Origin of the sequence: Bradyrhizobium xenonodulans (genome assembly GCF_027594865.1) — a bacterium.
Classification (GTDB): Bacteria; Pseudomonadota; Alphaproteobacteria; order Rhizobiales; family Xanthobacteraceae; genus Bradyrhizobium; species Bradyrhizobium xenonodulans.
This window is the reverse complement of record NZ_CP089391.1, coordinates 5,178,668-5,198,533: the sequence shown is the minus strand read 5'-3', so window position 1 is coordinate 5,198,533 and position 19,866 is coordinate 5,178,668. Positions and strand designations below refer to the sequence as shown.

The window sequence follows — 19,866 nt, the reverse complement described above, 5'->3', positions numbered from 1 at the left end:
TAGACGCAGGCGTTCGTGATTTAACCGAGAAGCAGCGGCGTACTGGATCACCCGCCTGCGCGGGTGATGACACTGAGAATGAGGTTGGAGTTCTCGTCATCTCACGCCGTATGTGCCTTGTACGCGGCCTCATCCATGAGGCCGCCGAGTTCGCTCTTGTCGGCAATCTTGATCTTGAAGAACCACGCCTTGCCTTGCGCGTCCGAGTTGACCAGCGCGGGCTCGCCGGCGAGTTCGGCATTGGTTTCGAGCACTTCGCCCGAGATGGGCGCGTAGACGTCGGAAGCGGCCTTCACGGACTCGACGACGGCTGCGGCTTCCGCCTTCTTCAGCGCGCGGCCGACCTTGGGCAGTTCGACGAACACGACGTCGCCGAGCTGGGACTGGGCGTAGTCGGTGATCCCGACGGTGGCGACGTCGCCGTCGATGGCGAGCCATTCATGGTCGGAGGTGTACAGCGTCGTGGTCATTGTCTTGTCCTCAGCGTTTGTAGGTGTTTTTCACGAAGGGCATGGCGGCGACGGTGAGCGGCAGCCGTTGGCCGCGCACCTCGGCGAAGATTTGCGTGCCGAGCGCGCTCTGGGTCACGGGCACATAGCCCATCGCGACCGGCGCATTCAGGCTCGGGCCGAAGCCGCCCGACGTGACCTTTCCGATCGGCTCGCTCGACGTCGCGTCCGCAAACAGCAGCGCGCCCTCGCGCACCGGGGCACGGCCCTCGGCGCGCAGGCCGACGCGGCGGCGGGATGCGCCGTTGTCGAAATGAGCGAGGATCTTTTCAGCGCCGGGGAAGCCGCCGGCGCGCGCGCCGCCGCTGCGACGGCTCTTCTGCACCGACCATTCCAGCGCGGCTTCGACCGGCGTGGTCGCGGTGTCGATGTCGTGGCCGTAGAGGCAGAGCCCGGCTTCCAGCCGCAGGCTGTCGCGGGCGCCAAGGCCGATCGGCATCACGTCGGGGTTTTCGAGCAGCGTCTTGGCGAGACGCTCGGCATCGCCAGCAGGGACCGAAATCTCAAAACCGTCCTCGCCGGTGTAGCCGGAGCGCGAGACGAAACAGGCGAGGCCGGCCACCTTGTGCGGACCGGCATCCATGAAGGTCATGGAGGGGACCTCTGCACATAATTTCGCCAGCGCGGCCTCGGCCTTCGGGCCCTGCAACGCGATCAACGCGCGGCCTTCCAGCGAATCGATCACGCAGTCGTCCGAGAGATTCGCGCGCAGATGCGCCTCGTCCTCGGCCTTGCAGGCGGCGTTGACGACCAGGAACAAATGGTCGCCGAAATTGGCGACCATCAGATCGTCGAGAATGCCGCCATCCGTATTGGTGAACTGGGCGTAGCGCTGCCGGCCCGGCGCGATCGCCACGATGTCCTGCGGCACCAGCCGTTCCAGCGCGCGGGCGGCGTCCTCGACTTTGCCCGACTTCGGCCGGAGCGCGAGCTGGCCCATGTGGGAGACGTCGAACAGGCCGGCGGAGCTGCGGGTATGAAGGTGTTCCTTCAGCACGCCCGCGGGGTACTGCACGGGCATGTCATAGCCCGCGAACGGCACCATCTTGCCGCCGAGCGACACATGAAGGTCGTAAAGGGGGGTACGTTTCAGGGAGTCTTTGTCGTCACGCACTGACATTACGGGGCCCTCGGCGGTTCCCCGGGGACGATTCCCTGAGGACACCAGTCGAAGCCCCATCTGTCGCTGTGCCTGAGAGTATTATCCCGTCGGCGGGCGCTGTCCGGACCAACCCCTTAAAGGGTCTTTGCCCGTCGGCGCCTCTTTCCAGATGTCGTCAAAGCCACGCGGTCCTTTTGCCTGAGAGTTTCCGGGGCGGTTGCTCCTTCGGCGCCGGCACCAGTGCCGGTCTCTCCCGACGTGGCCGTACGATACAGATGGGTACAGACCACAGGGTAGCCAAGCCTGTCAACGCGGCATCAGCGGCTTTCAACGGGATTGCAACGGGACCTGCGCGCCTGCGGCAACCCACTGATCCGTCTGCACAGTTTCTGGACAGCGAAGCTGGCCTTGTCTAAAAGCGCTTTGGCCCGCAGATATCAGCCCAGACGTGCGGTTTGGATGGCTGGGAAGCGGGTCCAAGCACACCCGATTGGATGAACATGAGCGGCGTCAACGAGATCAGGTCGACCTTTCTGAACTTCTTTGCCGAGAACGGCCACGAGATCGTGTCGTCCTCGCCATTGGTGCCGCGCAACGATCCGACGTTGATGTTCACCAATGCCGGCATGGTGCAGTTCAAGAACGTCTTCACCGGCGTCGAGAAGCGGCCCTATCAGCGCGCCACCACGTCGCAGAAGTGCGTGCGCGCCGGCGGCAAGCACAACGACCTCGACAATGTCGGCTACACCGCGCGCCATCTCACCTTCTTCGAGATGCTCGGCAACTTCTCGTTCGGCGACTATTTCAAGGAGCGCGCGATCGAGCTCGCCTGGACGTTGATCACCCGCGAGTTCGGGCTGAAGAAGGACAAGCTGCTCGTCACCGTCTACCACACCGACGACGAGGCCGCTGGCCTGTGGAAGAAGATCGCCGGCTTCTCCGACGACCGCATCATCCGGATTCCGACCTCGGACAATTTCTGGGCGATGGGCGACACCGGCCCGTGCGGGCCGTGCTCTGAGATCTTCATCGATCGCGGCGAGCACATCTGGGGCGGGCCTCCGGGCTCGCCGGAAGAGGACGGCGACCGCTTCCTCGAATTCTGGAATCTCGTGTTCATGCAATACGAGCAGGTGACGAAGGAGGAGCGCGTGGATCTGCCGCGTCCCTCGATCGACACCGGCATGGGCCTCGAGCGCATGGCCTCCATCATGCAGGGCGTCGACAGCGTGTTCGAGACCGACCTGTTCCGTCACCTGATCGACGCGACGGCGTCCGCGCTCGGCAGCGGGCCGAACGAGCAGACCGTGGCCTCGTTCCGCGTCATCGCCGACCATTTGCGCTCCTCGGCCTTCCTGGTCTCCGACGGCGTGCTGCCCTCCAACGAGGGCCGCGGCTATGTGCTGCGCCGGATCATGCGCCGCGCGATGCGCCATGCGCAGCTGCTCGGTGCGAAAGAGCCGCTGATGCATCGCCTGGTCTGGGCGCTGGTGCGCGAGATGGGCCAGGCCTATCCCGAGCTGATGCGCGCGGAAAAGCTGATCGAGGAAACGCTGCGGCTGGAAGAGACCCGCTTCCGCAAGACGCTGGTGCGTGGCCTTGCCATTCTCGACGAGAAGAGCGCGTCCCTGAAGAAGGGCGACATGTTCGACGGCGACGTCGCCTTCACGCTGTATGACACCTACGGCTTCCCGCTGGACCTGACGCAGGACGCGCTGAAGTCGCGCGGCATCGGCGTCGACCAGTCCGCCTTCACCGACGCGATGGAGCGGCAAAAGGCCAAGGCGCGCGAGTCGTGGAAGGGCTCGGGCGAAGCGGCCAGCGAAGCGATCTGGTTCCCGCTGCGCGAGAAGCTCGGGGCCACCGAATTCCTGGGCTACGAGACCGAGAGCGCCGAAGGCGTGGTGTCCGCGCTGGTGAAGGACGGCGCTGAAGCCGCCAGCCTCAAGGCCGGCGAAACCGGCGCAATCGTGCTGAACCAGACGCCGTTCTATGCGGAGTCCGGCGGCCAGGTCGGCGACACCGGCGTGCTCACGGGCGAGGGCGGCCTAAAATTCCGCGTCACCGACACGCAGAAGAAGCTCGGCGATTTCTTCGTTCACGTCGGCACGGTCGAGAGCGGCGAGCTGAAGGTGGGCACTGCGCTCCAGCTCGAGGTCGATCATTCCAGGCGCTCCTCGATCCGCGCGCATCACTCGGCGACGCATCTCATTCATGAAGCGCTGCGCCAGGTGCTCGGCGACCACATCGCCCAGCGCGGCTCGATGGTCGCGCCGGATCGGCTGCGCTTCGACTTCGTGCATCCGAAGCCGATCACGGTGGAGGAGCTTGCCCGCGTCGAGGACATCGCCAACGACGTGGTGCTGGAGAACGACGAGGTCACCACGCGCGTCATGGGCGTCGACGAGGCCCGCGAGGCCGGCGCGCGCGCCCTGTTCGGCGAGAAATACGGCGACGAGGTCCGCGTCGTCTCGATGGGCAGGACCGCGCGCGAGCGCGGCGCCAACGCGCTCGGCTGGTCGGTCGAACTGTGCGGCGGCACCCATGTGCGGCGCACCGGCGATATCGGCCTGATCACGCTGACCGGCGAGAGCGCGGTCGCCTCCGGCGTGCGCCGCATCGAGGCACTGACCGGCAACTATGCGCGCCGGCACGCCAACGAGACCATGGCACTGGCGAAGACCGCGGCGAACGAACTGCGCACCTCGATCGACGACGTCCCGGCGCGCATCACCGCGCTGATGGACGAGCGCAAGAAGCTCGAGCGCGAATTGTCCGACGCCCGCAAGAAGCTCGCAATGGGCGGCGGCGCGTCGAGCGGCGATGGCGCAGCGGCGAGCGTGCGCGAGGCCGGCGGCGTCAAGCTCATGGCGCGCGCGGTCGAGGGCATCGAGATGAAGGATCTCAAGAGCCTTGCCGACGACGGCAAGAAGCAGATCGGCTCCGGCGTGGTCGCCATCGTCGGCGTCACCGAGGACGGCAAGGCCGGCGTTGTGGTCGGCGTCACCGCCGACCTGACCGCGCGCTTCAACGCCGTGAATCTCGTCCGCGTCGCCTCCGAAGCGCTCGGCGGCAAGGGCGGCGGCGGCCGGCCCGACATGGCGCAGGCCGGCGGCCCCGACGGTGCCAAGGCACCCGAGGCCCTCGCGGCGATCGAAAAAGCGATGGGGGCTGCGTAAACGCCCATGCGCCCCGTTCCGCGAGGACGTGGCTCAGCCGATCCCAATTTGAGGGATCGCCTCTACGAATTGCTGGAGCACGATCCGCTGGCCTATTCCATCGGGTCGCGCTTCATCCAGCTCATCATCGGCGTCATCGTGCTCAATGTCGCCGCGATGATTTTGGCCTCGGTGCCGGAGCTGGACGATCGGTACGGCACGCTGTTCGCAGGCATCACCATCCTGTCCGTGATCGTGTTCGCGCTGGAATATGCGGCGCGGCTCTGGACGGTGGCGGGGCACACCCCGCGCACGGGCTCTGCGCTGGCCGACCGGCTCGGCTATGTCTTCTCGGCGCTCGGCGTCATCGACCTCATGGCGTTCCTGCCCGCGGCCATCGTGCTGGCCACGGGACGGCACGCGACGCTGGCCGCGCTCGGCGTGCTGCCGTTCTTCAAGCTGATCCGGTACTCACCGGCGATGCGCTCGCTGCTCGCAGCCGTGCACGCCGAGCGGCGGGCGCTGATCGGCTGCGTCGTCATCCTGATCGGTGCCGTGCTGACCTTCGCCTCGCTGCTCTACGCCATCGAGCGCGAGGTGCAGCCGGACAAGCTCGGCACCATCCCGCAGGCGATGTGGTGGGCGATCGTGACGCTCGGCACCGTCGGCTATGGCGACGTCGTGCCGGTGACGCCGCTCGGCAAATTCATCTCCACATTCGCCATCATCGCGGGCTTCGCCATGATCGCGCTGCCGGTCGCGATCATCTCCACGGCCTTCGCCGAAGAGCTGAAGCGGCGCGACTTCGTCGTCACCTGGGGCATGCTGGCGCGGGTGCCGCTGTTCTCGCATCTGTCCGCATCGGAGATCGCCGACATCATGCGGCTGTTGCGAGCGCGCACCATCGAGCAGGGCGAGGTGCTGGTGCGGCGGGGCGATGCGGCGTCCTCGATGTATTTCATCACCGCCGGCGAGGTCGAGATCGCGCTGCCGAGCCAGCATGTGCGGCTCACCGATGGCACCTTCTTTGGCGAGATCGCGCTGCTGCACAAGACCAAACGCAGCGGCACGGTGACGGCGGCGCGCAAGACGCGCCTCTTGGTGCTCGACGCCCAGGATTTTCACGCATTGATCGCGCGCATGCCGACGCTCGCCGACCACGTCCACACCGTCGCCAAGGCCAGGCTGGCCGACAGCGGCGATCTCGCTGCGGCGGAGCTGGCGCAGGCGGAGCGCGAGGGCACAGACCGCTGAGCGGTCAGCCCTTCTTCAGGAAGATATAATCGGCGGAATACGGCGCGCTTTTGAACTCGCCAGCCTTGTCGCATGCGCCGTCGAGCTTGCCGCCATGGGTGTTGATGCGCTGGACGGTGGTAACAGGCGTCAGCACGCCGCTGCCGCGGTGGGAGGCGACCTCCAGCTTCAGCCAGGGGATATCGGCGGCCGTCGCACCCGGCGCGTTGCCGACGGCCTTGCCGACCACGGCGCTGCCGTCGGCGAGTTCCCAGTTCGGGCCGGCATAGTGGCGGCCGGTGGTCTTGCCCTCGGCGAGGAGCGTCGCGATCGGCTCGCGGAAAGCCCAGGCGAGCTTGCCGTCGGTGCCGGCCTTGCACTCATAGACCTGCGCGCCTTCGGCGTGGGTGCTGAGCACCACCGTCTCTCCGGGCGCGGCGATGGCCTCGGGGAGCGTCTCCGCGGCCGCAGCCGGTCCAGCGAGCAGCAACAGGCAGGGGACGGCAAGCTTGATCGACATGGTCGCATCTCCGCGCGAGGGGTCTCAAAAAAACGAACGGGCCGCGCTTTCAGGCGCGGCCCGTGATGATGTCTGGCCCAGTCGGGCGAAATTGCGGTTGGCAGCTTACGCCGCCAGCGCCTTCGTCAGGTTTTCCGCGACCTTGTCGAGGAAGCCGGTGGTCGAGAGCCAGCGCTGGTCGGCGCCGACCAGCAGCGCGAGGTCCTTGGTCATGTAGCCGGCCTCGACGGTGTCGACGCAGACCTTTTCCAGCGTGTTCGCGAACTTGGCGAGCTCGGCATTGTTGTCGAGCTTGGCGCGGTGCGACAGGCCGCGCGTCCAGGCGAAGATCGACGCGATCGAGTTGGTCGAGGTCTCCTTGCCCTTCTGGTGCTCGCGGTAGTGGCGGGTCACGGTGCCGTGGGCGGCTTCGGCCTCAACGGTCTTGCCGTCGGGGGTGAGCAGCACCGAGGTCATCAGGCCGAGCGAGCCGTAGCCCTGCGCGACGGTGTCGGACTGCACGTCGCCGTCGTAGTTCTTGCAGGCCCAGACATAGCCGCCGGACCATTTCAGCGCCGAGGCCACCATGTCGTCGATCAGGCGGTGCTCGTAGGTCAGGCCCTTGGCCTCGAATTCCTTCTTGAACTCGCGGTCGTAGATGTCCTGGAAGATGTCCTTGAAGCGGCCGTCATAGACCTTGAGGATGGTGTTCTTGGTCGAGAGATAGACCGGGTAGTTGCGCAGCAGGCCGTAGTTCAGCGAGGCGCGGGCGAAGTCGATGATGGAGTCGTCGAGATTGTACATCTCCATGGCGACACCGGCGCCGGGCGCCTTGAACACTTCCTTCTCGATCACGGTGCCGTCCTCGCCGACGAACTTCATCGACAGGGTGCCCTTGCCGGGGAACTTGAAATCGGTGGCGCGGTACTGGTCGCCATAGGCGTGGCGGCCGATGATGATCGGCTTGGTCCAGCCGGGAACGAGGCGCGGCACGTTCTTGCAGATGATCGGCTCGCGGAAGATCACACCGCCGAGGATGTTGCGGATGGTGCCGTTCGGCGACTTCCACATCTGCTTGAGGTTGAACTCCTTCACCCGGGCCTCGTCCGGGGTGATGGTGGCGCACTTGACGCCGACGCCGACCTTCTTGATCGCCTCGGCGGCGTCGATGGTCACCTGATCGTTGGTGTGGTCGCGGTATTCCATGCCCAGGTCGAAATACATCAGCTCGACATCGAGGTACGGGTTGATCAGCTTGTCCTTGATGTACTGCCAGATGATCCGGGTCATCTCGTCGCCATCGAGTTCGACGACGGGATTGGATACCTTGATTTTTGCCATGATCGGAGAAGCCTTCTTGGGAACGGCGCCGCCGGCGCCAAATTGAATATCCGCCGCCTCTTAGCACCTGATAGCAGCGGGCGAAAGCCAAGTGATTATGCACTTTTAGCTCATCCAGCTTCCACAGATGGGGGGCGGGACGGGGCCCGGCCGCAGGGGCGAGGTGAAGTTTCAGGCGAGATTCAAAAGTCGAATCCAACCCGTTATTTCTCTTGAGAATTTCGTCAGGACAGGCAAACGACAGGCGAACGGGCCGCCGGCCCAGGACAGGGGCGAGACCGAGCCAGGTCCGAGCCAAGATCAAGCCAAGACCGAGCCAAGTCCGGCCCTGAATCAATTCCTGAGAGCGCTCTGACAAGGCCTTGAGAGACAGTGTGAAAGCGAAACCAGATGTCGGGGACTGACAAGAGCAAGGCGGGTCTTTCCCTCGACGGTCCCATCGTGATCCTGGTCGAGCCGCAGCTCGGCGAGAACATCGGCATGGCCGCGCGCGCCATGGGCAACTTTGCGCTTGGCCGATTGCGCATCGTCAACCCCCGCGACGGCTGGCCCAATATCGCCGCCCAGCGCGCCGCCGCCGGCGCCGACCACATTCTGGAAAAGGTCGAATTGTTCGGCACGGTCGAAGAGGCGGTCGCCGACCTCGACCTGCTGTTCGCCACCACCGCGCGCCCCCATGACCAGGCCAAGCCGGTGGTCGGGCCGGAGGCTGCCGCCAGCGAGATCGCCGGACACGTCGCGACCGGCGGCAAGGCCGGTATCCTGTTCGGCCGCGAGCGCTGGGGCCTGACCAACGAGGAGGTCGGGCTCTCCAACCGCATCATCACCTTCCCGGTCAATCCGGGCTTTGCCTCGCTCAACCTCGCCCAGGCCGTGCTGCTGGTCGGCTATGAATGGTTCAAGCGCGCCACCTCGGGCGAGCTGCCGCACGCCATGCCGGAGCGCTCCGAGCGCGCCTCGCAGCACCAGATGCAGGCCTTCTTCGACAACCTCATCCGCGAGCTCGACCGGGTCGAATTTTTGCGCCCGGCGGAGAAGCGCGACACCATGCTGGTGAACCTGCGCAACATCTTCAGCCGGATGGAGCCGACCAAGCAGGACATGCACACCCTGCATGGCGTGGTGATGGCGATCGCGGAAGGGCGCAAGGGCCCGGCCAAGGGCGGCGTGCTCGACGGCGAGCAGGCCACGCGCCTGCGCGCGCTGCTGGCCGAGCACGGGCAGGGCGGCGGCGTGCCCGACAGCGGCTCCACCGTGCGCGGTCTCGCCCGCCTGCTTCGCCGCAACCCGACCGACGCCGAGCGCCTGCTGTGGCAGGCGCTCACGCGCGACCGCCGTTTCGCAGGTGGGTTCAAGCGCCAGACCCCTGTGGGGCGCCACATCCCGGACTTCGTCTCGTTCCCGCACCGGATCGCGATCGAGCTGGTCAACCCGGGCGAGGGTGAGGCCATCGCGGCGGATCGCGCGTCGCGGAGGGCGTGGCTCGAAGCGCGGGATTATCGGGTGATCGACATTCGCGCGGCGGATGTGGAGCGGGATATCGAGGCCGAGCTGGTGCGGCTGCAGGGGATGGTGGAGCAATCGCAGTAGGTCTCGTGACGTCGTGCTTGCGGTCGCAAGCAGCGTCCATTGCGCGGGACGTCACGCGGCCGAGCCCGGTGGGACCACGTAAAGCGTCAGGGCGAAGATCGCGTAGATGAACAGAAGCAGCGCGCCGATAAACCACGCCGACCGGCCGCTGTTCGTGATGAAGCTGGCTGTCAGGGCCGACACCATCACCATGGTCACCGCCCCGGGCCAAAATTGCAGGTCCATGGGCTTCGGTCCCGTGACGTAGCTGAGCAGGACCAGCACGGGGGCCACAAAAAGCGCGATCTGCGAGGCGCTGCCGAGCGCAATGCTGACGCTCATGTCGAGGCGGTTCTTGCGCGCCGCAGAGAACGCGACTGCCATTTCCGCCGCAGCACCGACGAGGGCGACGATGATGAAGCCGACAAAGGCCGGGCTCATGCCAAAAGTCTCCGCCGCCTTCTGCACGGATTCGACGAAGATCTCGCTGACGAGCGCGACCAGAACGGTGACGCCGAGGAGTGTGCCGATCGCAAGCCCGATCGGCCAAGGTGCCTCTGCCTCGCCATGCTGCTCGCTCGCAAAGAGCTCCTTGTGCGTCTTGAGCGAGAACAGCAGGCCGAGCGCATAGGCGATGATGAGCAGCACGGCGAGGCCGATGCTGAGCTTCTGCGTGACGACCTCGCCATGGGCCAGATCGAGGTCGGCGACGGCAGACGGGGCGAGCAGCGCGACCGTCGCCATCAGCAGCAGGCCCGACTGCAAGCGTCCGCCGGCGCGGTTGTATTCCTGCACGTGATATTTGAGTCCGCCAAGCAGGAACGAAGCGCCCAGCATGAACAGCGAATTGGTGACGATGGCCCCCGCGATCGAGGCCTTCACCAGCATGTACTGACCGGCGTGGAGCGCGGTTACCGCGATGATGAGTTCGGTGAGATTTCCGAGCGTCGCGTTGAGCAGGCCGCCGACTGCGTCGCCGGTCTTTTCCGCGACCGCCTCCGTCGCGTGGCTGAGCAGCGCCGCCAGCGGCACGATGGCGAGGACCGCGAGCACGAACAGCGCCGTGTGCGCGTCAGGCGCGGCCTTTTCAGCGATCAAAACGATCGGCACGAAGGCGAGCATCCAGAGTAGCGGGTTACGGCGAATTTCGCTCAGCAGCGATCCCATGTGTCAACCCCTTCTGCAAGACAGGCTGGATGAGACTGGGCATCGCGGACCGGCGGTTGTTGATTTGGCTCAAGGCGCGCCCGCCAGAAGGTCCCCAACGAGACCCATTTTGTAGAGGCGTCAGCCTTGCGGTTGCGCAAAGCGCAGTCCGCCGGGCGTAACGCACCCTACGACGTTTGCCCGAGCTGAACCTCGCGCTCCACCGCAATCCAGGTCGTCCTCGCCACCGCCAGCAACCTCCCGGCCTCATCATGCGCCGCAGCCTCGGCCGTGCGCTTGCGGCCGTCGCGGCCGGTTGGCCAGGCCGTGATGATGCAGCGCTCGCCGGGGCGTGGGCGGGCCTCGATGCGGGCCGACATCCGCCCGAGCAGGAGCGGGGTCTTGTCGTAGGTGTCGCTCTGTGGACTGCAATTGCAGGCGAAGCCGGTGGGGCAATCGAGCGCTGACCAGAGGAATTCCGGCGCGATCAGGCCGTCGTCGGCGGCGAGATTTGGATCGGGCGTCCAGCTTGCTGCCAGAACGGGTGCGTGCGCTTGACGACCGAGTGATCCCGCGAAGATGCGCAGACCGTCTCCCTTGGCTCTTGCGGGGCCGCAGACGAAACATGTCGGCAGGGGATGCTCGTGCGGCTTCACCGGCGTCAATAACTCGGCGGCTCGGGCTTCCTCAAAATTTGCTGTCTCCACGCGCGCAAGCTCGACGTTCGCGGCGCGCCCAGTTGCGACAATCTTGGCGCCATCGCGAAGCTCCCAGGTGCCATCGTCGGTTGCGACTGTCGCGAGCGGGGTGTCCAGGGGAGGGGGCGCGCGCAGCGTCACCTCCGCGCCGCCGGGAATGTGGCGAGCCAGCCGGCCGCAGACATAGCCGCCGTTGCCGGAGTTCGGAGGGCCGCAATAGCGCTTGTCGATGATGATCTCTGCCAACTCTCGCCTACCTCTCTTGCCGTTCCCTCACGCACTCTACCGGATATTGAGCACAATTCGTCCCTGAACCGTGCGGTTGGCCACGGCGCGCATGGCTTCGCCAGCCTCTTCCAAAGGGAGGACGCGGTCGATGTGCGGACGAATTTTTCCGTCGGCGAGCAATTGCATCAGCGTGTCTTTCATGCGCGCGGCTTCGACAGAAAATTTCTCCGCCCAGGCGCCGACGAAGACGCCGAGGATGGAATAGTTCTTGAGGAGCGGCAGGTTCATCGGGATCGATGGAATCTCGCCGCTGGTGAAGCCGATCGGGATCAGCCGTCCGCTCCAGGCCATCAGCCGGGCCATCTGCTCGAAGATCGCGCCGCCGACGTTATCGAAGCCGATATCGATGCCGTTTCCTGATGTGACCGACTTGATGCGGTCGCGCAGATCTTCGCTGCGATAGTTGACGATTTCGCTGGCGCCGTAGCTGCGCACCAGCGCCGCCTTGTCGTCGGAGCCGATACCGGCGATGACGCGCAGGCCCAGGTGGCTGCCGAGATCGACGGCGGCCAGGCCAACCCCGCCGGCCGCGCCCGTGACAAAGAGGGTTTCGCCACGCTGCGCCCGCGCCCGCTCGACCAGCGCATAATAGGCCGTGCCGTAATTGTGCAGCACCGTTGCTGCCGCCTCGAACCCGACGCCATCAGGCAGATGCACGCTCTTCGATTCCTTGGCGGTCATCCGTTCGGCGTAGCCGCCGGTCCAGCTGCTACAGGCGACGCGATCACCGGGCGCGAATGTCGTGACCTTGTCGCCGACCGCGGCGACGACGCCGGATGCTTCGGTGCCGGGCACGAAGGGCGTCGGTGGCCGCATCTGGTAGAGGCCCGAGACCATCAGTTGGTCCATGAAACTGACGGAGGCCGCATGGACGTCGATGAGAATCTCGTCGCCGGCGGGCTTGGGCTCGTCGATCTCACTGAGGCGCAGGTCTTTCGGCCCGGTGAACGAGTTGCACAGGATCGCTCTCATCGTGCGGCTCCAACGGATTGTCTAAATTCGGCAGGTTCCCTGAGCGGTGTCGCATATCCCGCGACGAGCTTGACGAAATCGGCCTGTCGCGCTGCACCGGTCTTTTCAAACAGGCGACGGACATGCGTTTTGACTGTCGTACCGGCAACGCCGAGCGCCGCGGCGACTTCGGGAACACCGCCGAGCTCGACGATCGCGAGCAGGACGCGCAACTCGGTCGGCGTCAATTTGAATGCCTTCCGGATCACCTCGGAATGCGACGTTGTCGTCAGCGCCACCTTGCGAACGAACAACGCCGCGACGGCGCTGTAATTCGCACCTGCACGCCGGCGCGCGCCAGCGGTCAAAGGGAGGGCATGGGCGACGTAGCGCTGCCCATCCAACCCGATCATCGGCACCGCGATTCCGCGGACGGCGAGGGCTGAATCGCCGTACCCGGCCGCGGCGAAGACGTGTCGCAATGTCCGGTTGACCTCCGGATCGCCGGCCGCAAGGCGCCCGCGGATCTCGTGCATGACGTCGCGCGCATCGAGAATGGCCTGCCCGGCCGTATTGGCGTGGATGAGGCGCGCGTCCACGTCAACGAGATACAGACCGACGTCGAGCCCATCGAGCGTATCGGCGAATGTGGCGGCTTCCGCGGACGTCAGGGGGACAGGGAATGGCGCGTTCATCGCGATGCTCCTGCAGTCCGGCGATCTTCCGTCGGCCGACGACCGAAAAGGCGCGGCACCAGCATCGGAACCTGCCTGCGATACTGCTGATAGGTCGCGCCGAACTCGGCGATCAGATCCCGCTCTTCGAACTGGAGCCCGATCAGGATGTAGGCCGTGTTGGCGAGTGCGAACAGCAGATGGCCGGCGGTCATCTCGGGCGTCGCCCAGAACGCGATCAGAAAGCCCAGCATCAGCGGATGCCGCACGATCTTGTAGAGCAGCGGCGTCCTGAAGGACTGACCCGGCATCTCGGCCCCGCGCCACGCGAAGAAAGCCTGACGCAGCCCGAACAGATCGAAATGATCGATCATGTAGGTCGAGGCAAACACGATCACCCAGCCGAGCCAATGCACGCCGGTCAGCAGCCCGGCCGCGATGCCGCTGGCCTGCCAGACCGGCGCCGGGATCGGACGCCACTGCCAGAACAGCAGCAGCAGGATCAGGCTGGAGAGCAGCACATAGGTGCTGCGCTGGCAGGCGGCGGGAAGGAGTGTTGACATCCGCCGTTTGAAGGATGGCCGCGCCATGACGCTGTGCTGGACGGCGAACAGGCTCATCAACAGCAGGTTGACGGCGATGGCCTCGCTCAAATTCGCTTGGCCACCGACATCGATGGACTTCGGCACGACATAATTGCCGACGAAACCAAGCGCATAGAGAAACGAAGCCGTGAATATTCCATAGCTCACGAGAGCGTAGAGCAGGATTGCGAGGCGCGCGGTCATGGTTTTTCCTATTGTGCCTGATACAGCGGTGCCGCATGCAGGAGCCTGAGCCGCTCGCTGGCGGGCAGGCTCGATCTGGGCCGATCGTTATCGCTGGACCGTCCCCTGCGCGTCCCCCGGGGGCGCTGGCCGGGGAAAGAGGATTTCCATGACGGCTTTCTCGCTGGGGACGTTCGGGTTCCCGGAGGTCCACGCCGACGGCCGCCCGATCAAGCTGGCCTTGCGCAAGGGCCTTGCGCTGCTGGTCTACCTTGCCGAAGCCAAAGGTGCGGTCGCACGGGACGTCATGGCAACGCTGCTGTGGCCGGAAGCTTCCCGAGAGACGGGTCTCGCTCGATTGCGGCGCCTGCTCCACCGCATCGAACTCACGCTCGGCCAGCCGGTTTTCGAGACCGACCGCACCAGCGTGCAATGGTCTCCGGCGGTCGAGCTGAAGATCGACTCGCATCTGTTCGAGAGCGCCTGCGACAGCGGCGGCTTCGAGGAGGCCTGCGCGATCTATCGGGGGGACTTCCTTGCGGGCTTTGCTCTGGACGGCTGTCGCGAATTCGACGATTGGGCGTTCTTCCGGCGCGAGGCGCTGCGGGGACGGCTCGTGCACGCGCTCGAGCGTCTGGTGCAGGACAGGAACGCCGCCGGCGATCATTTTGCCGCGACCGCGCATGCCGGACGGCTGGTCGAGCTCGATCCGCTCAGCGAAGTCTATGGCCGGCATCTGATCCGCAGCCTTCTGCTTGCGGGCGATCGAAGCGCGGCGGAACGACATCACGGAGCGCTCACACAGCGGCTGCGCGACGAGCTTGGGGTTGCACCGGAAGCCGAAACGGAGGCGCTGATGAGTCCTGCGGCGGCGCCGCATGCCGCCCCGGTGACACGCTATGTGAAGGGCTCCGGCGTGCATCTGGCTTATCAGACCCATGGAAGCGGGCCGCTCGATATCCTGGTCATGCCCGGCTTCGTGTCGCATGTGGAGCGCGCCTGGGAGCATCCCGCGAGCCGGACGTTTCTGGCGTCGTTGATGAAGCTGGGGCGCCTGATCGTCTTCGATCGTCGCGGCATTGGGCTGTCCGACCGGGTCGGATCGGCGCCCGGCATCGATGTCACCGCGGAAGATATCGGCACCGTGCTGCGCGCGGCGGACTCGCGCCGCGTCGTGCTGTTCGGTGCATCCGAATGCGGGCCCGCATGCGTCAAGTTTGCAGTCGACGACCCCCGCCGCGTGGCCGGGCTCATTCTGTTCGGCGCGCTGGCCAAGGGCTGCTGGTCACAGGACTATCCGCACGCGCTGCGCGCCAGCCAGTACGACGCCTGGAGCAAGCATCTCATCGCGCAATGGGGCGGCCCGGTCGGGATCGAGGCCTTTGCGCCGAGCTTGGCCAATGATCCCCAGGCCCGCGCCTGGTGGGCGGGACTGTTGCGCGCCGCGTCCAGTCCCGGCGGCATCTCGGCCGTGCTGGAGGCATTTCGCGACGCCGACGTCCGGGAGTTGCTGCCGCAGGTCTCCGTGCCGACATTGGTGTTGCACCGGCGGGGCGACAAGGCCGTGCGGATCGCGGCGGGCCGGGATGTTGCGAGCCGGATCAGCGGCGCCGAGTTCGTCGAGCTCGACGGCAGCGATCATTGGTTTTTTGCCGGCGATCAAGGGCCGGTGCTTGCGGCGATCGGGCGGTTTATGGAAGCGTTGCGGTCACGCGGCGAGGGCGCCGGTGTGAAGCGCTAGCCTCATTTATTGGCACGTTTCGTGCCTTCCAAAGCGGCAGGTCCATCACAACACCTGGCCAAGGGAGACCCTGACAATGAAACGCGAAGACCTCACCGAGAAGCTGCTCGACATCAAGCGCGAGAAGGGCTGGAGCTGGAAGCATATCTGCGAGAAGATCGGCGGCTATTCCGAGGTGCTGATCGTCGGCGCCATTCTCGGCCAGATGAAATTGACAAAACCGCAGGCCGCCAATGCCGGCGAGTTGTTCGGCCTGTCGAAGGCCGAGACCGCCATGCTCAACGAGGTGCCGATGCGCGGCACCGGCACGCCGATGCCGCCGACCGATCCCCTGATCTACCGCTTCTACGAGATGGTGATGGTGAACGGCCCGGCCTGGAAGGCGCTGATCGAGGAGGAGTTCGGCGACGGCATCATGTCGGCGATCGACTTCGACATGGGCATCGAGCGCGTCGCCAACCCGAAGGGCGACCGCGTCAAGATCACCATGAGCGGAAAATTCCTGCCGTACAAATATTACGGCGCCAGCGGCAACGTGCCGGAATACGGCTTCAAGGAGGAGTAACCGCGGCGAACGCGTCGCGCAATTCCCTGATCGGAGCCATCTCGCGGACGAAGGTGAAGGAGCCGTTCTCCTTCATCTCGCGCGCACTCCTCAGGAATGCCGCGAGCGCATAACGCGACATGGCGCCGCCGACGCTGATGCGCTTGACGCCCGCCGCCGACAGTTGCGCCAGCGTCAGGGTCGGATCGGCAAAGCCCATCACGAGGTTGAACGGCTTTCCGACCGCGGCGACGACAGTCTGGATCGTGGCGAGGTCGTGGACGCCTGGTGCGTAGAGGACATCGGCGCCCGCGGCCTCGAAGGCCTGGAGCCGGCGGATCGTGTCGTCGAGATCGTTGCGCCCGTGCAGGAGGTTTTCTGCGCGCGCCGTCAGCGTGAACGGAATGGACAGCGAGCGCGCCGTCTCGACGGCGGCCTGCACGCGCTCGACCGCAAGCGCGAAATCGTAGATCGGCCGCTCGCGGTCTCCGGTGGAGTCTTCGATCGAGCCGCCGACCGCGCCGGCCTCGGCAGCGCGCCGGATCGCGTCCGCAGCGCGCCTCGGCTCATGTGCCCCGCAATTCTCGAGGTCCACGCTGACGGGCAGCTCCGTGGCGGCGGCAATCGCCCGGCAATTGTCGAGGATGACATCGAGACCGACCGTCGAGGTGCCGAGCATGTTCGCGACGCCGAGACTGGTGGTCGCGAGTGCTTCGAATCCCATGGATGCGAGCAGCTTGGCGGTGCCGGCGTCGTAAGGGTTGGGAATGATGAACGCGCCCGGCCGCTGGTGCAGGGCCCGAAAAGTTTCCGCCTTCTCCAATTGGCTGGGCATGGTTCGCTCCGTTGTTGGTGTCACCCCGGCGTCCGCGATAGAGCCATTTCGGCCATCCGCCAAATTTGTTATTTCTTTCGCCACCATCCGCTTTTTGCATGAGGTGTCCGCGATGGACAGCGATGCCCTCCACACCTTTCTGACCGTTCACCGCAGAGGCGGGATCTCGAATGCAGCGAAGATCCTGCACCGTTCGCAGCCGGCGATCTCCCGCCGCATCGCGCTGCTGGAGCAGGAGCTCGGTGTGCCACTGTTCGAGCGGGTGGCGGGCCGCACGCGGCTCAGCGATGCCGGGCGCGTCCTGATCCCCTATGCCGAGCGCGCCGTCGCGGCGGCGCAGGATGCCGAGCAGGCGGTACGCGCGCTCACCCGGCAGAATTGCGGGCCGGTTTCGCTGGTCGTGACCGGTACCCTTGCCGATGGCCGCCTGTCGAGCATCATGAAGCGGTTTGCCCGGGAAAACCCTGGCGCCATGCTCGCCCTGCGGACCGCGACCAGCGCGGAGGTCAGCGATCTCATTCGACGTGGCGAAGCCACGATCGGCCTGCGCTACAACGCCGACCGCTCCGGCGATCTGGACTACGAGCCGGTGCTGACAGAGAGGCTGCGGGTCGTGTGCGCGCCCGATCATCCACTTGCCGGCAAGCGCGTGAAGCGGCTTGCCGAGCTTCGCGATGAGCGCTGGATCGCATTCCCCGAGACACGTGGACGTCGGGAGACGGCCGCGGCTCACGTGTTCGCGCTGTTTTTCACTCAGGGGCTCGGCGAGGTCGCATGGACGGCGGTGGACAGCCTCACGGCGCAAAAGCGCCTGGTGGAATCAGGCTTCGGCCTTGCGTTGCTGGCGGCAAGCCATGTGGCTGAGGAATTCCGCACCGCTTCGATCGCGACGATCGCCGTCGGCGACCTTGCCGCGGACCAGACCGTCACCCTCGTCACGCGGCGCGGCGGCTTTCTGAGCGCGGCCGCCCAGCGCCTGCTGGAGACCATCCGCCGCGACTATGCTGCGGTCGATGTCTCGCCCCATCCGCGCTCCCGCAAAAGGCCGCCGACGCGCAAGATCAATGCACGCCGGCGCGTCGCCTGAATGAACTATTTTCCCGCCTTCACCTCGGCCGCGGCCACCGCGATCAGCTCGCTCATCTTGGCGCGAATCGCCTGCTCGGTGATGGCGACGTTCTTGGCGGCGAAATCGGCCATGACCTTGCGCAGCACGTCGGCATCGCCGGCTTCCTCGAAATCGGCCGCAACGACCTCCTTGGCGTAGGCCGTGGCGGCCTCGCCGGTGATTCCGAGCTTTTCAGCCGCCCACAGGCCGAGCAGCCGGTTGCGGCGGGCTTCCGCCTTGAATTTCTGCTCCTCGTCGAGGGCGTACTTCTTCTCAAAGCCTTCCTGGCGCTTGTCGAACTCGCTCATGCCTGTTCCAATTCCCTGCTGACTGGACCGGCTGGCCCTCGTTGCGACGGCCCCGGCGCATGCCTAGATAGGGAGGAGAAATCGGCAAAACAACGAGCCGTTAAGCCGCAGGCAAGGCGGTATAAGTCAGCGTCGGATGGCCGGATCGATTGTGCTGGGACAGCCAATCGGATAGGTTGCCTGGAGGTTTGGTTCCTGTTCTGTTTCCAAGGATTCTGGACGGGTTCCCAGCCTTTCACGGCAGCTCCGCTGTGGGTCGTAACCTGGTAACCGGAGCACACCAAATACATGGATTTCAACAAAACACGGTACATCCCTATGAGCCGTCGGCGTCGCATTTACGAAGGCAAGGCAAAGGTTCTGTATGAAGGTCCTGAGCCCGGTACTCTGATCCAGCACTTCAAGGACGACGCCACCGCGTTCAATGCGAAAAAGCATCAGGTGATCGAGGGCAAGGGCGTCCTCAACAACCGGATCTCGGAGTACCTGTTTCAGCACCTCAACGACATCGGGGTGCCGACCCACTTCATCCGTCGCCTCAACATGCGCGAGCAGCTGATTCGCGAGGTCGAGATCGTGCCGCTCGAGGTGGTGGTGCGGAACGTCGCTGCCGGCTCGCTGTCGCAGCGCCTCGGCATCGAGGAGGGCACGCAGCTCCCGCGCTCGATCATCGAGTTCTATTACAAGAACGACCAGCTCAACGACCCCATGGTGTCGGAAGAGCACATCACCGCGTTCGGCTGGGCGACGCCCCAGGAGATCGACGACATCATGGCGCTCGCCATCCGGGTCAACGACTTCCTCACCGGCCTCTTCCTCGGCATCGGCATCCGCCTCGTCGACTTCAAGATGGAGTGCGGCCGTCTGTTCGAGAACGAGATGATGCGCATCATCGTCGCCGACGAGATCTCGCCGGACAGCTGCCGTCTGTGGGACATCAAGTCGAACGAGAAGCTCGACAAGGACCGTTTCCGCAGGGATCTCGGTGGCCTGCTCGAGGCCTATACCGAAGTCGCAAAGCGCCTCGGCATCCTCATGGAGAACGAGCGTCCGCAGGGCACTGGCCCGGTGCTGGTGAAGAGCTGAAGAGGATCCTGACGTGAAGGCACGTGTTACCGTTACCCTGAAGACGGGCATTCTCGATCCGCAGGGCAAGGCCATCGAAGGCGCGCTGAAGTCGCTCGGCGTCGACGGCGTCGCCAGCGTGCGCCAGGGCAAGGTGTTCGACATCGAGCTCGCCGGTGCCGACAAGGCCAGGGCCGAAGCCGCGCTGAAGGACGCCGCGGACAAGCTGTTGGCGAACACCGTGATCGAGAATTATCGGGTCGAGATCGTCTGAGCTGTCGCTCCTCATCCTGAGGAGCGCGCCCTTCGCGCGCGTCTCGAAGGATGAAG

At 65.5% G+C, this 19,866-nt stretch carries 19 protein-coding genes and 1 riboswitch; of the genes, 8 read left to right on the top strand and 11 right to left on the bottom strand.

Features of this window, described 5'->3' with window-relative positions; all coding sequences use genetic code 11:
• Window positions 1-101 precede the first annotated feature (101 nt).
• Together gcvH and gcvT are read right to left on the bottom strand one after the other, a co-directional pair.
• A complete protein-coding gene (gcvH, locus tag I3J27_RS24820) occupies window positions 102-470 on the bottom strand; it encodes a glycine cleavage system protein GcvH (protein ID WP_270161292.1) in 369 nt (122 codons plus the stop codon).
• A gap of 10 nt (window positions 471-480) precedes the next feature.
• Window positions 481-1,629, bottom strand: coding sequence for a glycine cleavage system aminomethyltransferase GcvT (gene gcvT / locus I3J27_RS24815; RefSeq protein ID WP_270161290.1), 1,149 nt, complete (start codon window positions 1,627-1,629; stop codon window positions 481-483).
• Between the two features lie 159 nt (window positions 1,630-1,788).
• Window positions 1,789-1,877, bottom strand: a riboswitch (glycine riboswitch).
• Window positions 1,878-2,111: 234 nt separating this feature from the next.
• On the opposite strand from gcvT, the gene alaS reads away from it, so the two are divergent.
• Entirely contained in the window at window positions 2,112-4,790 is a 2,679-nt protein-coding gene (gene alaS, locus I3J27_RS24810; protein WP_270161288.1) for an alanine--tRNA ligase, read from the top strand.
• A 6-nt stretch (window positions 4,791-4,796) separates the two neighbouring features.
• Complete coding sequence (locus tag I3J27_RS24805; protein WP_270161282.1) at window positions 4,797-6,023, top strand: cyclic nucleotide-gated ion channel; 1,227 nt, start codon at window positions 4,797-4,799, stop codon at window positions 6,021-6,023.
• 4 nt (window positions 6,024-6,027) lie between these two features.
• Here the strand turns inward: I3J27_RS24805 and I3J27_RS24800 are convergent, their stop codons facing one another.
• The gene (locus I3J27_RS24800) at window positions 6,028-6,522 is read right to left on the bottom strand and encodes a DUF3455 domain-containing protein (RefSeq protein ID WP_270161280.1); all 495 of its coding nucleotides are present in this window, start codon (window positions 6,520-6,522) and stop codon (window positions 6,028-6,030) included.
• 105 nt (window positions 6,523-6,627) lie between these two features.
• Window positions 6,628-7,842: an NADP-dependent isocitrate dehydrogenase gene (locus I3J27_RS24795; RefSeq protein ID WP_270161278.1), complete on the bottom strand. Its 1,215-nt coding sequence runs from the start codon at window positions 7,840-7,842 to the stop codon at window positions 6,628-6,630.
• Window positions 7,843-8,232: 390 nt separating this feature from the next.
• Between I3J27_RS24795 and I3J27_RS24790 the strand changes: the two genes are divergently transcribed.
• Window positions 8,233-9,432: a TrmJ/YjtD family RNA methyltransferase gene (locus I3J27_RS24790; protein WP_270161275.1), complete on the top strand. Its 1,200-nt coding sequence runs from the start codon at window positions 8,233-8,235 to the stop codon at window positions 9,430-9,432.
• A 51-nt stretch (window positions 9,433-9,483) separates the two neighbouring features.
• On the opposite strand, the gene cax is transcribed toward I3J27_RS24790, so the two are convergent.
• The 5 genes from cax to mddA all read right to left on the bottom strand — a co-directional run bounded on the left by cax (window position 9,484) and on the right by mddA (window position 13,956).
• Window positions 9,484-10,578, bottom strand: coding sequence for a calcium/proton exchanger (cax, locus tag I3J27_RS24785; protein WP_270161273.1), 1,095 nt, complete (start codon window positions 10,576-10,578; stop codon window positions 9,484-9,486).
• A gap of 167 nt (window positions 10,579-10,745) precedes the next feature.
• Window positions 10,746-11,501, bottom strand: a complete 756-nt coding sequence (locus tag I3J27_RS24780; RefSeq protein WP_270161271.1) for a PaaI family thioesterase — start codon at window positions 11,499-11,501, stop codon at window positions 10,746-10,748.
• Between the two features lie 36 nt (window positions 11,502-11,537).
• Entirely contained in the window at window positions 11,538-12,515 is a 978-nt protein-coding gene (locus I3J27_RS24775; RefSeq protein ID WP_270161266.1) for an NADPH:quinone oxidoreductase family protein, read from the bottom strand.
• Window positions 12,512-13,189 (bottom strand): helix-turn-helix transcriptional regulator, encoded by a 678-nt coding sequence (locus I3J27_RS24770; protein WP_270161263.1) that lies wholly within the window; start codon window positions 13,187-13,189, stop codon window positions 12,512-12,514. The genes I3J27_RS24775 and I3J27_RS24770 overlap by 4 nt, the downstream gene beginning before the upstream one ends.
• Window positions 13,186-13,956, bottom strand: a complete 771-nt coding sequence (gene mddA / locus I3J27_RS24765) for a methanethiol S-methyltransferase (protein WP_270161261.1) — start codon at window positions 13,954-13,956, stop codon at window positions 13,186-13,188. Before mddA ends, I3J27_RS24770 begins: the two co-directional genes overlap by 4 nt.
• Window positions 13,957-14,104: 148 nt before the next feature.
• Between mddA and I3J27_RS24760 the strand changes: the two genes are divergently transcribed.
• A complete protein-coding gene (locus I3J27_RS24760; RefSeq protein ID WP_270161259.1) occupies window positions 14,105-15,676 on the top strand; it encodes a bifunctional AfsR/SARP family transcriptional regulator/alpha/beta hydrolase in 1,572 nt (523 codons plus the stop codon).
• A gap of 76 nt (window positions 15,677-15,752) precedes the next feature.
• Window positions 15,753-16,241, top strand: coding sequence for a cyanase (gene cynS / locus I3J27_RS24755; protein WP_270161253.1), 489 nt, complete (start codon window positions 15,753-15,755; stop codon window positions 16,239-16,241).
• On the opposite strand, the gene I3J27_RS24750 is transcribed toward cynS, so the two are convergent.
• Window positions 16,228-17,055, bottom strand: coding sequence for an isocitrate lyase/PEP mutase family protein (locus tag I3J27_RS24750; protein WP_270161251.1), 828 nt, complete (start codon window positions 17,053-17,055; stop codon window positions 16,228-16,230). The two genes, cynS and I3J27_RS24750, sit on opposite strands and share 14 nt — an antisense overlap.
• Here I3J27_RS24750 and I3J27_RS24745 point away from each other — a divergent pair.
• Window positions 16,988-18,142: a LysR family transcriptional regulator gene (locus I3J27_RS24745; RefSeq protein ID WP_270161248.1), complete on the top strand. Its 1,155-nt coding sequence runs from the start codon at window positions 16,988-16,990 to the stop codon at window positions 18,140-18,142. The genes I3J27_RS24750 and I3J27_RS24745 overlap by 68 nt on opposite strands.
• A 5-nt stretch (window positions 18,143-18,147) precedes the next feature.
• Here the strand turns inward: I3J27_RS24745 and I3J27_RS24740 are convergent, their stop codons facing one another.
• Complete coding sequence (locus I3J27_RS24740) at window positions 18,148-18,471, bottom strand: DUF1476 domain-containing protein (protein ID WP_270161246.1); 324 nt, start codon at window positions 18,469-18,471, stop codon at window positions 18,148-18,150.
• 318 nt (window positions 18,472-18,789) lie between these two features.
• Here I3J27_RS24740 and purC point away from each other — a divergent pair, with 318 nt between their 5' ends.
• Window positions 18,790-19,557, top strand: coding sequence for a phosphoribosylaminoimidazolesuccinocarboxamide synthase (gene purC / locus I3J27_RS24735; protein WP_172782948.1), 768 nt, complete (start codon window positions 18,790-18,792; stop codon window positions 19,555-19,557).
• A gap of 13 nt (window positions 19,558-19,570) precedes the next feature.
• The gene (gene purS / locus I3J27_RS24730; protein ID WP_270161245.1) at window positions 19,571-19,810 is read left to right on the top strand and encodes a phosphoribosylformylglycinamidine synthase subunit PurS; all 240 of its coding nucleotides are present in this window, start codon (window positions 19,571-19,573) and stop codon (window positions 19,808-19,810) included.
• Window positions 19,811-19,866 lie beyond the last annotated feature (56 nt).